The organism is Actinoplanes flavus, assembly GCF_017592555.1.
Classification (GTDB): Bacteria; Actinomycetota; Actinomycetes; order Mycobacteriales; family Micromonosporaceae; genus Actinoplanes; species Actinoplanes flavus.
This window is the reverse complement of sequence record NZ_JAGFNS010000047.1, coordinates 40,761-55,008: the sequence shown is the minus strand read 5'-3', so window position 1 is coordinate 55,008 and position 14,248 is coordinate 40,761. Positions and strand designations below refer to the sequence as shown.

Sequence of the window (14,248 nt, the reverse complement as noted above, 5' to 3'; positions counted from 1 at the left end):
CCAAGCCTTGATCGCCCTGGCCCGCCGCCTGATCGACGTCATCTGGGCCCTGCTGCGAGACGGCCGTGAGTTCCATCCCTCACCGCCGATCACGCCGTACGCGGCTTGACATGGTCATTGAAACTCCTTTCTCGAATCCACCGGCACAGCGCAGGTGCCGGCTCTCAGCGAAACCGACGGCCAGGTTGTTTAGTAGCCCCGCGCGCAGGTAAACAACCGCAGGTCACAGCAGTGCAAGGGAGCCGTCGACTGATTCGGGCCTCTGATGTGGACCGACTTCCGGCGCCGCACCGGATCGATGCCGGGCAGGACGGCGTCAGACGATCGCGGGTCAGCGTGCGGGAACGCCGAACGCGTCACGTTCGGCCGCGGTGAGAGCGCGGGTGACCAGCGTGCCGGCTCGGCGGCGAACGTCGGAGTCCGGGCCGCAGACGTGGCACTGCCAGACCCGTACCGTGCCGTCGCCGTGCGCGGTGATCAGCCGGCCATCGGGAAGGAACCGGGCCTGCTCGACCGTGGCGCCGTGCCCGCGGACGGTGACCAGTTCCCGCCCGGTCGAAGCCTGCCAGATCCGTACGCCGTCGCCGTCCTGGCCGCCGCTGGCGAGCAGCCGCCCGTCCGGGCTGAAAGCGACGCTCCAGACCGCGTCGCGGTGACCGAGCAGCGCTGTCGGAGGTCCCTGGCCGTCGATCCGCCAGATGCGTACGGCGCCGTCCTGGCCACTGACGGCCACGTGGCCGCCGTCCGGGCTGAACGCGACCGACCAGAGTTGCCGGCCGGGCGGTTGATCCTGGATGTGTACGGGGGCGCCGGTGCCGTCGGCGAGCCGGATACGGACGGCGCCGTCAGCGCCCACGCTGGCCACGTGCTGCCCGTCGGGGCTGAACGCGACGCCGCCGACGCCGCCGACGTGTCCGTGCAGCACCAGGGCCGGCCCGCCGTCCAGTGGCCAGATCCGTACGGTGCCGTCGTTGCCGGCGCTGGCCAGCCGTTGCCGGTCCGGGCTGAAGGCCAGACTCGACACCGGCTCGGTGTGGCCACGTAGCACCGCTCGCACGTCACCGGTCTGCGCGTCCCAGACGCGGACGGTCCGGTCCCTGCCGCCGCCGGCCACCCACCGCCCGTCGGAGCTGACCGCGACCGTGGAGACCTCCTCCAGATGGCCCGGCAGGATCGCCGGGCCCGCGGTCCACGGATCCCGCCAGACACGGACCCTGCCGTCGGCCCCGCCGCCGGCCAGCGTCCGGCCACCGGCGGCGACCGCCCACACCGGCCCGTCGTCGCCGCGCAGGATCAGCGGGTCGGCGGCGACGCCGGGATCCCAGAACCGCAGGGTGCCGTCGGTGCTCGAGCTGACCAGCCGCCGGCCGTCGGGGCTGAACGCGAGGCTCCACACCGCGCCGTCGTGTCCGCGCAGCACCACCGGATCGTGGTCGCCGGTGACGCTCCAGATGCGGATGGTGTTGCTGCCGCTGTGGCTGCTGGCCACCCGCCGGCCGTCCGGGCTGAACCGTACGGTCTCGACGTAGGAGTCGTTGCCTCTCAGGACCACCGGCGCCCCGGCCGCGGTGACGGGCCAGATCCGTACGGTGCCGTCGCTGCCGGAGCTTGCCAGCAGCCGGCCGTCGGGGCTGAAATGCAGCTTCTTGACCGTGCCCTCGTGTCCGGTCAGCGTCCTCGGCGTACCCGTGCCGGTCGTGTCCCAGATGCGGATCGTGGCGGTGCCACTGCCGGCGACCAGCCGGCCGTCCGGACTGAAAGCCACGCCGAGCGCTGGGCTGCCCAGGTTTAACGTCACCGGGGGCCGCTGTCCCGCGACCTCCCAGACCCGTACCGTGCCGTCGCTGATGGCGGCGGCCACCCGCCGGCCGTCCGGGCTGAACGCGATCGCGTGCACGGTGTCGTCCGCCGGCATACGCAGGACGGTCATCCCCCGACGGGCCACATCGATCACCGTGACCAGGCCGTCGGCGCCGCCCACCGCGACCAGCCGCCCGTCCGGGCTGAACGCGAGGTCGTTGAGCACCGTGTCGCCGAGGCGGAAGACACGTGGCGTGGGCTGTAGCCCGTCGGGTTCGGCGCGCTGCCACAGCCGGACGGTGCCGTCGGTGCCCGCGCTGGCGACAGCGGAGCCGTCGGGCTGGAACGCCACCGCGAGGACCTGCCCCTGGCCGGTGGGAACGATCGCTCGTACCCGGGAATCGGTCACCGCCTGGCGCAGCGCCGTCTGCGCCTCCTCGGTCGGCTGGGTGTCGTATGCCTCGATGGCCAGCAGCAGGGCGACCTCCTGATCGACCTGAGCCTGCGCACGGGAGTGGGCCACCAGCTGACTGGACCGTGCCAGATCACGCTGGTTGTTGGCCCGCGACGCCTGCGTGCCGGCGACGGCCGCCAGCACCGTCATCACCGCCATCCCGGCGGCCAGAGCGGTCAGGGCGAACCTGATGCGGCGCCGCCGGGCGTTTCTTTCCCGGGCCTGCCGGTCGCGGCTGGCCGTCAGGAACTCCAGTTCCAGGGCGTTGAGCCGCTGAAGGCTACGGCCGTCCCACGCGGTCAACGGCGCTCCCCGGTACAGCGCGCCGCTGTCGCGGTCATGTGATCGCCAGATCTGGCTGGCCTCGGTGAGACGGCGATGCAGATGCAGGTCGTCGCGGCTGGTGTGCAGCCAGTCGTCCAGCCGGGGCCAGGCCTCGATGAGGGCTTCGTGGGCGATCTCGACGGTGTCGGCGCCGAGCACCAGCAGCCGGGCCTCGGCCAGCGCGTCCAGAACCCTGTTCACCTCGGGCTGGTCCAACTCGGAACGCTGGACCCGGCGGCGGGTGTCCGGCACGCCCTCGCCGAGGGCGACCAGCCGGGTCAGTACCTGATGGACCGTCTCCCGGTCGGGCGCGGCGAGCCCCTGATAGACCGATTCCGCCGTCTGGGCGATCGCGCCGCTCATCCCGCCGGCGGCCTCGTAGCCGGCCACCGTCAGAACCTCACCGCGGCGTTGCCGCCAGGTCTCCAGCAACGCGTGCGAGACCAGCGGCAGGGCGCCCGGCTGGCCCTCGGCATCGGCCACGATCTTGGTGACCAATGCCCGTTCGGCGCTCAGCCCGGCGCGCCGGGCCGGTTCGGTGACCACCTCCCGCAGTTCGTCGGCCGTCAGCGGGCCCACGGGGATGTTGGCGCCCGCGAGCAGGCAGGCCAGCGGCGCGGACTCGGCACATCGGCCGTAGAAGTCGGCGCGGACCCCGATCACGACATGCCTGCCCGGCTCGTCGGCGGCAGCGAGCCGGGCTATGAAGTCGTCTCGTTCGGCCGGGTCTTGGCAGAGCGTGAACACCTCTTCGAACTGATCCACGACCAGCAGCGACGGACCCTGTGGCAGGGCCTGCCGCAGACTGCGGCGCGGCTCGGCGCCGGGGGTGATCACCGTGGCGGGGCCTCGGGTGCCGTGGCGGAGCCATGCGGGGATCAGGCCGGCCCGCAGCAGCGACGACTTGCCGCTGCCGGAGGCGCCGAACACGGCCACGAAACGGTTGCGGTCGAGCATGTCGAGCAGCTGTGCGAGGATCCGCTGCCGTCCGAACAGCCGATCCCCGTCATCGGCGCCGTAGCTGAGCAGTCCGAGGTAGGGCGGCCGTTCATCGGTGGCTTTCGCCTGCGGCTTTCCGTTGCCGGGCTGGGATGCGGCAAGCTCGGCGGACGCCTGCCGCCACCGCCGTTCCCACACCGTGGGGTCGCCGCCGCAGGCCCGGACGAACGCCAGGGTCACCGGAAGGCTCGGCAACTGCCGGCCGCCCGCGGCGTTGGCCAGCGTCGCGACCGAGTAGCCACTCGCGGCGGCGAGCGCCCGGTATCCCGGGTTTCCGGCCTGACGGCGCAGGTCACGAAGCTCGGCCGCCAGCAGTTGTACCGGGCCGGCGGCGGGATCCAGCGAACGTTCCGGTCGCGGCATCGCCCACCACATTCATAGAGTTCAATGCGTTGGAGCCAGTGTCACCGGCGAGAGCCGGAAAGCCAAGCAGCCCGCCGGCGGAGCGGGCATGGTGTACGTTGCGCCGTGATTCACCGTCCATCCACTGAGGAGACGCGATGTCATCGAGCCTGTCCCGTCGTTCGGTGCTCGGGATCGGCGCCGCGGCGGTCACCGGCGCGGGCGTGGGCGGCCCCGCCGACGCCGCACCCTCCGGACGCGATCACATCCGGAAGGTGTACGAGCGGGAGAAGTCCAAGGCCGGCGGCCTCTGGCGTACCCACATCGCCGCGGTGAACTCGACCGGCGCGCTGCGGCCCATCGTGCAGGACGACGCCGACCACGTCACCAACGGGTACAGCGTGCAGAAGCTGGCGGTCGCCACGGCCGTCCTGGACAAGATCGACCGGGGTCTGCTGAGTCTGGGCACCAAGCTGGACCTGCCGGCCGACATCATCCTCGGCGGCTCCGGCATCTACCATCTGCACCGGGTGTGGGGTGACGAGATCACGGTCGCGAACTTCCTCACCGCGATGCTGCTGGTGTCCGACAACACGGCCGTACGGATGTGTGGTCGTGTCGTGCCGGCCCTGGAGATCAACGAGATTCTGGCGGCCAAGGGGTTCGTGCACACCCGGGTCGAGCCGGTCGCCAATCCGAACCGCTTCTACCTGGGTACGACGACGCCGCGCGAGATGCACGACCTGCTGTGGCGGCTGGCCACCAAGACGCTGCTCAAGCCGGAGTCCTGCGACTTCCTGCTCAGCGTCACCCGGTGGCTCAACGGCTACCACGACGGTGTCCGGCGGGTGATGTCGTCGCGGGAACGGGAGCGCGTCGCCACCAAGTACGGCGCCGACTTCAACAGCCTCGGCGAGTCCCGGCACGAGGTCGGCATCATGTTCGGCGTCGACGGTCTGCCGCTGCTGACGTACGCGATGTTCGCCGAAGGGCTGGGCGATCCGGAGAACTACGGCGCCACCCATCCGGCCGTGGAGGCGCACGCCAAGATCGGCCGCGCTCTGATGAACAGCCTGCCGGTGGTCCCCGCGGTCACGGCCCGCTCGGCGGTGCCCCGCACCCTGCCCAAGCCGTTCCACCCGGTCAACGGCGGCTGACCACGCTGGCACCGCCAACGGCGGTGACCGACGCCGAAGAGCCGGCCACCGCCGCGCGGTCGCGTAGACACCGGGTCGCCGTACTTACCGTGAGCTGCACCGTCCCGTTGAAATGGCTCAGTGAGCGACTTCATCGGCGGACCTTCCAGACAAGACGCCGACCGACCCTGCCGACGCCCGCATCTCGCGATCCGTTCTCAGGGCTGACGTTCGCCTTGGGCAGGGGAGTCGTCCTGAATGGAGCTTTGAGTCCGCAGGGTGATCGATCGGGATCTTTACCGGCATGCAAACAGCTGACAGGATGACCAACCCATGGAAGATGATCTAAGGGGCGGGGTTCAGAGGATGAGACTACGGCGAGTTCTCCACGCGTTCACGGCGGCGCTCATCGCGTCGGCGGCGCTGGTGGCGGTGACTCCGTCGGCTGGCCAGGCTGCCGGGTACGGATTGCTCGAGAACCTGAAGCGCACCGAGAACGGCGCGGTGATGTACCTGTCCATCCGCGGCGGCTCCGGCGCCGGCGCGGGCGCCGACGCCATCATGTTCTGGCAGTCATTCAACGAGGGCGGGACTGGGGTTGCTGACCAACTGTGGACGCAGCAGCCCGTCGGCGTCAGCAATTACGTCTACCTCCGTAACCCCGCGAGCCCGTTCGCGCTCTCCGTTCAGGGCAACGGCCACACCAACGGCACGAAAGTGATCCAGTGGTGGTTCGACGAGGACAACGAGTACGAGCAGTGGGCGCCGATCTACTACGGCGACGTACGGGGATTCAGGAATGTCGGCGCAGAAAACATGTGTCTCGCCGTCGCGGGTGGCGGCAACGCATACATCGTTCCGAGAGCACAGGTCATCATCTGGAACTGCCTCGGCGGCGGCGACGATCAGCGGTGGTATCCCTACGCACGATGACCCCGGCCATGCTGGGCACCGGCCGAGGCGTCCATGCGACGCCCCGGCCAAGCGTTCGAGCTTGAGAGCCGCTACCGCCGCCTGTTGACCACATCGGGCCGGGTCGATGAGGCGGATTCACCGGTGAGGCCGGCGAGGACCGCGTCCGGGCGTCCTACCCGAAGGACACGTACGAGCGGTTGGTGGCGGTCGAGGACCGCTACGACCCGGCGAACCTGTTCCGGCTCAACCAGAACATCCGGCCCTCGGTCTCTCGCCGAGCCGGCGCGGCGAGCCCGGCGCCCTCGAGGGTGCAGACCGGATCGGGCCACGGTTCGGCGGCCACCACGAAGCCGCCCGCGGGCACGTCGAGCGTGATGGGGCCCCGCCCACCGGTGATGCCGGCCGCCCGGCCGAGGTGGTCGTAACTGTGAGCGACCGCGGGTCCGGTGCCCGGCACGTCGACCGTCACGCGCCGTGATGTCCGGGCCGCGCTGGAGAGCAGTACGGCCCGCCGGGTGACCAGGACGGACACGAGCGGTGTCAGCAGGAGAGCGTCGAGGTCGCCGCTTCCGCGTACGCCGGTCGCCGTCAGTTCGGTCGCACCCGCCGGGAGGTGCCCGGTGACCGCCACCGGGAGCAGCACGCCGGGGGCGGGGGACGCGCCCTGCGCACCGCCGCCCCCGTGGCTGACACTGCCGAGTGAGGCGAAGGTCGTCACGCCGCCCGGGCCGGGCACCCGGTTGATCACCGCTGCCACGAGCCTGGGCTGGGCGGCCGCGGGCACGGTCCACCTGACTCGGCCACCAGCCCTGACCCGCAGGTAGGCGTCACCACTCCACTGCGACTCGCCGGTCCACGCCGATGCCGGGGTCACCACAGAGACCGGGCCGTCGAGCCGTCCGGACTCGGCCTCGACCGTATGCCGGCCATCGCGCTCCACCACCGGACCGGCCGCCTTCGCGAGCGCGGCCAGATCGGGAGCCGCGTCCAGGGCGAGCATCGTGAGCAGGCCGTGGATCGTCGACTCGGCGCCGGAGTTGGAGTTGACCGTGCCGTCGCCGTTCACGCCGTCGTCGGTGGCGCCGGTGCCCGGGTGGTACAGGGGGACGTTGGCCGGATTCTGGCCGAAGAACCAGCCCGCCGCGACACCGGCGAGTCGACGGAGGCCGGCCGAGCCGGCGGCCCTCGACACCGACAGCAGACTCTGTACGCGGGCGTCGGCCCCGTACGCGATCTGGGAATTGTCGATCGGGGCGGGCAGCAGGCCGTTGATCGGGCCGGTCGCGGTGAGCAGGCCCGGCGTGAAGCCGGCGGCGTCGGCCAGCGCCGGTGCCAGCAGCCGTGGGTCGCGGAGGGTGATCGAGGCCTCGGCCAGCGCCGACGGCATCTGCGCGCCCCGGGCGTGCCACAGCGACCGCGACCGGGCCCAGGGCAGGACGGCGCCGTACGGCCAGACGCCGGTGCCGCCGCCCATGTCGGCGATGCCGTCGGCCAGCCGGGCCAGGGCGACCCGTGCGGTGGGCGGTCCGCCCGCGCGGACGTACGCGCTCAGCCCCAGCACCGCCTCGGCGCTGGCGTCCGCGCCGTCGGCCATCAGCCACGCGGGCATCCGCTTGCCGTCGACGACCTGATAGTCACCGAAGCGGCCGAGCACCTGCCGGTCGAGGGCGGCGATGGACAGGTCGAGGCGCTCGGAGAGGAATGCGGCGAACGGCGGGTCGGCGGTACGGAAGGCGGCGTAGCCCTCGCCCAGCGCCCAGATCGTGCGCGCGAGCCAGTACGACGCCGCGGTGTCGGACGGGTCCGGCGTCTCGACCGGGACCGGGCTCGGGTTCAGCGTCCCGTCGGGTTGCATCCAGAGCACGACGTTGCCGGCGTTCGGGCCGGAGGCCGTCTGCATGTAGGTCAGGCCGCGCAGCTGCTGGTAGGCCTGATCGCGGCTGGCCCGGTCACCGAACTGCCGCCAGTGGCGCAGGTAGACCACCGCGGCACGGGCGACATCGTCGGCGTCGTACGCGCCTTGCCCGTACGTGCCGGTACGCGCGTCGTAGGTGCCGCCGCCCACCCGGTGGTAGCCGCCGTCGGGCAGGTCGTCGGCGTAGACCCAGAGCACACCGATGGACGGTTCGTCGTCGAGCCGGTAGGTGGTGTGCCCGGCTTGGGCCGGCGGCCGCACCGTGTCGGTGAGGAAGTCGAGGTGGTCCAGGTTGCTCAGCACGGCCGGGTCCGTCGGCACGGCGGGCGCGGCGACGGCGTGGACCGGGCCGGCCAGCAGCACGGCGATGGTCAGCGCCGCGGTGAGAGCGGGCCGGATCATCGGCATGCTTTTCACCCCTTCACCCCTTCACCCCTTCACCCCGGAACCCAGGTCGGACGAGACGAAGTGCCGCTGGAACGCGATGAAGAGCAGGACCGCCGGGGCGGCCAGCACACAGGCGCCGGCCAGGATCGCGCCGTACGGGTTGCTGGCGGCCGACGCGACCGTGCTCATGTAGTTGGCGAGCGCCACCGCGAGCGGCTGCATACCGGTCTCTTTCGTGATCAGGAACGGCCACAGGAACTCGTTCCACGGCCCGATGAACGTCAGCAGCGTCGCGGTGAGCAGGGCGGGACGGACGAGCGGAAGGGCGACGGAGCGCAGTACGCGGATCTCGCTCGCTCCGTCGAGCCGTGCCGCCTCGAACAGCTCGACCGGCAGTTGCAGGAAGAACTGCCGGAACACGAACACCGCGACGGAATTGATCACGAAGGGCAGGATCATGCCGAGGTACGAGTCGGCGAGGCCGTAGCCGCGCACGACCTGTACGTACAGCGGGATGACGAGCAGCTGGAACGGGATGACCTGGAGCAGCAGCATGGCGGCGAAGAGGGTGCCGCGGCCGCGATACCGCAACTGGGCGAGCGCATAGCCGGCCAGCACCCCGAAGACCAGGGTGCCGACGACCACGCCCGCGGTGACGATCACCGAGTTGAGCAGTGACCGCCACAGGCCGATGGCGGCGTTGATCTCGCGATAGTTGTCGAGGCTGAGGTTGTCCGGCCTCGGCAGCGCGCCGCTCAGCGACGTGTCCGGCGTTGCCTGCAGCGAGCCGACGATCATGTAGTAGAACGGGAACAGGAACACGATCGCGCCGAGAGTCAAGGCGATCGTGCGCCACCACGAGCGGCCCCGGGTCATTCTCGGCTCCGTTCCAGCAGTCGCTGCGCCCCGGCGAGGAGCAGGACGCCGGCGACCAGGAGTACACCGATCGCCGCGGCGACGTCGGGGTGCTGCTGCTCGATGCCGCGTTGATACATCAGCAGCACCGGCGACGCGGACCTGCCGCTCGGGCCGCCGCCGTTGGTCAGCAGGTACGGCTCGGTGAACAGATTCGCGCCGGTGATGATCGCCAGCAGGGTGACCAGGGTCGTGGCCGGCCGTACGCCCGGAATCGTGACCGCCCGGAAGCTGCGCCAGCGGCCCGCGCCGTCGACCGCCGCCGACTCGTAGAGTTCGCTCGGCACGTTCTGCAACGCGGCCAGGTACAGCAGGATGAAGAAGCCGAGCTGCTTCCACGTCACGAAGAGGGCGATCGACGGCATCGCCCACTTCTCGTTGATCAGCCACGACGGGTCCGGAGCCAGATCGCCGAGCACCTGGTTGACCAGCCCGTCGGAGCTGAACAGAAACAGCCACACGCCGACCACGGCCACGCTCGCGGTCACGTACGGGACGTAGAAGCCGACCCGGAAGAACGTGCGGAACGGGATCGCCGCGTTGAGGGCGGTGGCCAGCAGCAGCGACAGCACCACGGTCAGCGGCACGTTGATGACGAGGAAGATCAGGATGTTGACGAACGATTGGCGTACGGCCGGGTCGGCCAGCGCGGTGGTGTAGTTGTCGGTGCCCACGAACGGCCGGGGGACGCTCACCCCGGGCGCGGTGAAGATGTAGTCGTGGAAGGAGATCCACACGGCCATACCCAGCGGGTACGCGAAGACGGCGGCGATGTACACCGCGTACGGGGCGCTCAGTAGCAGCCCGACCGGATGACGGCCGAGGATTGAGGCCGTCATCCGGTGCCGCCTGGGGGCCGGTCTCGCCGCGGGCGTGACAGCGGTCAACGGATCACCTCCGTGATCGATGCACCAGGTCGTCGATCGTCGCGGCCGCGTCCGCCAGAGCCTTGTCCGGATCCTCCTTGCCGAAGATCACCGAGTTCGTCCAGGCGTCCCGGAAGGTCTGCCACACCTCGACGGAAGCCGGCGTGTTCGGCACGTCGATCACGTGGGCCGCCTTGGCCGCGAACACCTTGTACTGCGGATTCGCCGCGAAATACGCCGGATACTCCCGCACCAGGTCCTGCCGCAGCGGCATCTGGCCGGTCATCGCGAGCAGTTCGCCGTCCTGCTCGGAGCTGGTGGAGAACTTCAGAAAGTCCCAGGCCGTACCGCGGTTGGTGCAGGCGGTGTAGAGGGCGACGTCTTTCGCGTCGCTGAACGTGGACTGATTCTCTGCCGAGCCGGTTCGCGTCGGTACCGCGGTGACGCCCCACTCGACCTTGTCCTGGTACGCGGTGACGGCCCAGGGGCCGACACTGGCCATGGCGGCGGTGCCGTCGGCGAACGCGTCACCGGTGTACGCCTCCTTGCCCGCCAGGTTCTGGGCGTACAACTGCCGCCAGAGGCCGGCGACCGCCCGGCCCGCGTCGGAGTCGAACGTGGCCTTGGCGTCGACGACGAGTTGCCGACCGCTTTCCGCCACGAACATCGGGTAGAAGTCGAACCATGATTGGAAGAACTGGCTCGACGGCGACGGGAAGATGGCGTACCTGGCGGCGCCGCTCGACACCACCTTCTGTGCGGTGGCCAGGAAGTCGGTGTACGTGGCCAGCGGGGGAGCGGTGGTGCTGATGCCTGCCTTGGCGAACGCCGTCTTGTTGTAGAACAGCATCACCGGGTTCGACTTCCACGGCAGTTGGTAGATCTTGCCGTTCGGGGATTTGTACTGGGCGCCGAGCTCACCCGAGCGCGCGGTCACGTAGCTCGTGCCGTCGGCGAAGTCGTCGAGCGGCACCAGACCGCCCTGCGCCTGGAAGGCCGGGACGGCGGCAGGTGACGTGTTGTAGATCAAGCACGGGGCGTTCCCGGCGATGATGCTGGCCGAGATGACCGCTTCCGACGTCTGACCGGCCGGGATCTGCTGGGCCGTGACCTGCTCGTCCGGATGGGCGGCATTCCACGCCTGCACCACCTGTCTTCCCCAGGCGACCTCCTGCGCGTTGTTCGAGAACCACACGTCGATGGCGCCGCGGGCGGTGGCGTCGCCGGTGGCCGCCGTGTCGTCGCCTGCGCTGCAACCGGTGATGGTCAGGATCAGGGGCAAGACGGCTGCCCCGGCGAGTGGAATCCGCGCCTTCATGGACTTCTGCTCCTTGAAAGCCCTCCTGGCGGTCCGGTGAGGCCGCCTATTCCACTGTCGCGTATTCCATGCCTGGGCGCGCCCGGTTGGCTATTGGCTTGCTGGCAAGAAGGTGCCCGGCGCCGGCCGGGCGGCTCAGGTCACGTGCAGCGCTGCGACCAGGCTCTCCAGCTCGGGCAGTTTCTCGGCGTGGGTCAGTGACTCCTCGAGCGCCCGGTCGTGGGTGGGGCGTGCCTGGTCGAGCAGCTGTTGCCCGGCGGGGGTCAGCTCGGTGTAGATCCCGCGCCGGTCGTCGGCGCACAGGACGCGGGTGAGCAGCCCGCGATCCTCCAGGCGGGTGACCAGGCGGGTGGTCGCGCTGCTGGACAGTGCGGCTGCCCGGGCGAGTTGCTGCATGCGCATGTGCCAGCCGTCCTGGCGGCTGAGCGCGTCGAGCACGGTGTACTCCACCACCGAGAGCCGGTGTGCGGCCTGAAGCTCCTTCTCCAGGGCCGCTTCGATGAGCCCGTGCAGCGCGGCCAGTCGGCGCCAGCCCTGGGCGCGGATCTCGACCGCGTCGTTGCCAATCCCCATGTCGGTCCCTTCCGCGGAGATGCTGCTCACCCTACACCGTCTTGCGCCGATATAGCGCGCCTGCAACTATCTACTCGTTGCACATGCAACTAGTGCACACGCTTGTTATTGCACGCCAGAAGGAGTTCTCCGTGCCCCTCGCTCTGTACGCGCTCGCCATCGGCGGGTTCGGCATCGGCCTGACCGAATTCGTGATCGCCGGCCTGTTACCCGAGGTCGCCGCCGACTTCCAGGTGACGGAAGCGGTCGCCGGAGGTCTCATCTCCGGGTACGCCCTGGCCGTCGCGATCGGGGCCATCGGGCTCACCGCCGCGCTGGGCCGCGTCGACCGCCGGCGCGCCCTCCTGGGACTGATGGTGCTGTTCATCGCCGGCAACCTGCTCTCCGCGATCGCCCCCGACTACGGCCTCATGATGCTCGGCCGCGTCCTCGCCGCGCTGTGCCACGGCGCCTTCTTCGGCATCGGCTCCGTCGTGGCGGCCGACCTCGTGCCGGCCGAGAAGAGGGCCGCGGCCATCTCGATCATGTTCGCCGGGCTGACCGTCGCCAACGTGCTCGGCGTTCCGTTCGGCACCTTCCTCGGCCAGTCCGCGGGCTGGCGCTCCACGTTCTGGGCGATCGCGGTCATCGGCGTGCTCGCTCTCGCCGGCATCGCCGCCCTGATCCCGGCCACCCCCGCCCCGGCCGGCGGCAGCCTGCTCGGCGAGTTCCGCGTCTTCACCAGCGGGCAGGTCTGGCTGTCGATCCTGGTGACGATCCTCGGGTACGGCGGCATGTTCGGCGCGTTCAGCTACCTCGCCTACACCCTGACCGCGGTCGGCGGCTTCCCCACCACCGCCGTACCGTGGCTGCTCATCGTGTTCGGGCTCGGCCTGTTCGCCGGCAACATCGCAGGCGGCCGGGCAGCCGACCACAACCTGCCCGTCACCCTGATCGTGCTGCTCACCGGGCTCGCCGCCGTCCTCGCCGGATTCGCCCTGACCGCCGGCAACCAGGTCGCCACCGTCGTCGCCCTGCTGCTGATGGGCGGATTCGGCTTCGCCACCGTGCCCGGCCTGCAAATGCGCATCCTCGGCCACGCCGCCCAGGCGCCGGCCCTGGCCTCCGGCGCGAACATCGCCGCCTTCAACGTCGGCAACGCCTTCGGCGCCTGGCTGGGCGGCAGCACCATCGACGCGGGTCTGGGCTACACCTCACCGCTGTGGGCCGGCGCCGCCGTCACCACCGCGGCCCTGCTCGTCTACCTGCTGGCGACCCGCCTGCCCGGCGGCGAATTCGCCGGCCGCACCACCCCCGCGCCGGCAACCGCCGCGCGCTGACCACACCTGACCCGAACGAGGAACCGATGACCCACATCCCCGCCGTCACTCTCAACAACGGCGTCACCGTCCCGCAGGTCGGCTTCGGCGTCTGGCAGATCCCCGACGCGCAGACCCAGGCCGCCGTCGCCACCGCCCTGGAAACCGGCTACCGCAGCATCGACACCGCCGCCGTCTACGGCAACGAGACCGGCGTCGGCCGGGCGATCGCCGCATCCGGCCTGCCCCGCGACGACCTGTTCGTCACCACCAAGCTGTGGATCGCCGACCTGGGCCGTACATCCGCCCGCGACGCTCTGCACGCCAGCCTGGAGCGGCTCGCCCTGGACCGGGTCGACCTGTACCTGATCCACTGGCCCGCCCCCGCCACCGATGCCTACCTGGACGCCTGGCAAGGCCTCGAGGACCTGTACGCCGACGGCCTGACCCGCGCGATCGGCGTCTCCAACTTCCTCCCGGAACACCTGGACCGCGTGATCGCGCTGGGCGGCACCGTACCCGCCGTCAACCAGATCGAACTGCACCCGGCCCTGCAGAACCGCGAGACGGCCGCCGCCGGCCACGCCCGCGGCGTCGCCACCGAGGCGTGGAGCCCGCTCGCGCAGGGCGCCGTCCTCACCGAGGCCCCGGTCGTCGCGGCCGCACGGGCACACGGCGTCACCCCGGCCCAGGTCATCCTGCGGTGGCACGTGCAGCAGGGCCGCATCGTGATCCCCAAGTCGGTGACACCCGCGCGCATCGCCGCCAACCTCGACGTCTTCGGCTTCGAGCTCACCGCCGGCGAACTGGCCGCGATCGACGCCCTCGACCGTGACGGCCGCACCGGGCCCCACCCGGCCACCTTCAACGGCTGACCCGGATGCCGTACCCCCGGACCCGCGGCCCGTCCACCGGGCTCGCGGGCCCGGGTGTCGAAAACCGGCCGTTCGGCAAGGTCACACCAAGGATCCCGCTCACCAACCTGCCGTATCGGTTTCACAGGCAC

10 protein-coding genes are annotated in these 14,248 nt (G+C 70.7%); 5 read left to right on the top strand and 5 right to left on the bottom strand.

Going from position 1 to position 14,248, the window contains the following annotated elements:
* Positions 1 to 331: 331 nt before the first annotated feature.
* Positions 332 to 3,940, bottom strand: a complete 3,609-nt coding sequence (locus J5X75_RS41085; protein ID WP_208473144.1) for an nSTAND1 domain-containing NTPase — start codon at positions 3,938 to 3,940, stop codon at positions 332 to 334.
* Between the two features lie 137 nt (positions 3,941 to 4,077).
* On the opposite strand from J5X75_RS41085, the gene J5X75_RS41080 reads away from it, so the two are divergent.
* The 3 genes from J5X75_RS41080 (at position 4,078) to J5X75_RS46615 (ending at position 6,395) form a co-directional block, all read left to right on the top strand.
* A complete protein-coding gene (locus tag J5X75_RS41080; protein ID WP_208473143.1) occupies positions 4,078 to 5,076 on the top strand; it encodes a serine hydrolase in 999 nt (332 codons plus the stop codon).
* 345 nt (positions 5,077 to 5,421) lie between these two features.
* The gene (locus J5X75_RS41075) at positions 5,422 to 5,988 is read left to right on the top strand and encodes an RICIN domain-containing protein (protein WP_208473142.1); all 567 of its coding nucleotides are present in this window, start codon (positions 5,422 to 5,424) and stop codon (positions 5,986 to 5,988) included.
* Positions 5,989 to 6,170: 182 nt separating this feature from the next.
* Positions 6,171 to 6,395, top strand: a complete 225-nt coding sequence (locus J5X75_RS46615; protein WP_504739695.1) for a hypothetical protein — start codon at positions 6,171 to 6,173, stop codon at positions 6,393 to 6,395.
* Positions 6,396 to 8,314: 1,919 nt separating this feature from the next.
* Here the strand turns inward: J5X75_RS46615 and J5X75_RS41065 are convergent.
* The 4 genes from J5X75_RS41065 to J5X75_RS41050 all read right to left on the bottom strand — a co-directional run bounded on the left by J5X75_RS41065 (position 8,315) and on the right by J5X75_RS41050 (position 11,944).
* Positions 8,315 to 9,148 carry a carbohydrate ABC transporter permease gene (locus J5X75_RS41065; protein WP_208473141.1) on the bottom strand — a complete coding sequence of 278 codons (834 nt, stop codon included), beginning with the start codon at positions 9,146 to 9,148 and terminating at the stop codon, positions 8,315 to 8,317.
* Positions 9,145 to 10,026 carry a carbohydrate ABC transporter permease gene (locus J5X75_RS41060; protein WP_208473140.1) on the bottom strand — a complete coding sequence of 294 codons (882 nt, stop codon included), beginning with the start codon at positions 10,024 to 10,026 and terminating at the stop codon, positions 9,145 to 9,147. The genes J5X75_RS41065 and J5X75_RS41060 overlap by 4 nt, the downstream gene beginning before the upstream one ends.
* A gap of 52 nt (positions 10,027 to 10,078) precedes the next feature.
* Positions 10,079 to 11,371: an extracellular solute-binding protein gene (locus J5X75_RS41055; RefSeq protein WP_208473139.1), complete on the bottom strand. Its 1,293-nt coding sequence runs from the start codon at positions 11,369 to 11,371 to the stop codon at positions 10,079 to 10,081.
* A gap of 135 nt (positions 11,372 to 11,506) precedes the next feature.
* Entirely contained in the window at positions 11,507 to 11,944 is a 438-nt protein-coding gene (locus tag J5X75_RS41050) for a MarR family winged helix-turn-helix transcriptional regulator (protein ID WP_208473138.1), read from the bottom strand.
* A gap of 131 nt (positions 11,945 to 12,075) precedes the next feature.
* On the opposite strand from J5X75_RS41050, the gene J5X75_RS41045 reads away from it, so the two are divergent.
* Positions 12,076 to 13,263: an MFS transporter gene (locus tag J5X75_RS41045; protein ID WP_208473137.1), complete on the top strand. Its 1,188-nt coding sequence runs from the start codon at positions 12,076 to 12,078 to the stop codon at positions 13,261 to 13,263.
* A gap of 26 nt (positions 13,264 to 13,289) precedes the next feature.
* Complete coding sequence (locus J5X75_RS41040; protein ID WP_208473136.1) at positions 13,290 to 14,117, top strand: aldo/keto reductase; 828 nt, start codon at positions 13,290 to 13,292, stop codon at positions 14,115 to 14,117.
* Positions 14,118 to 14,248: the final 131 nt, after the last annotated feature.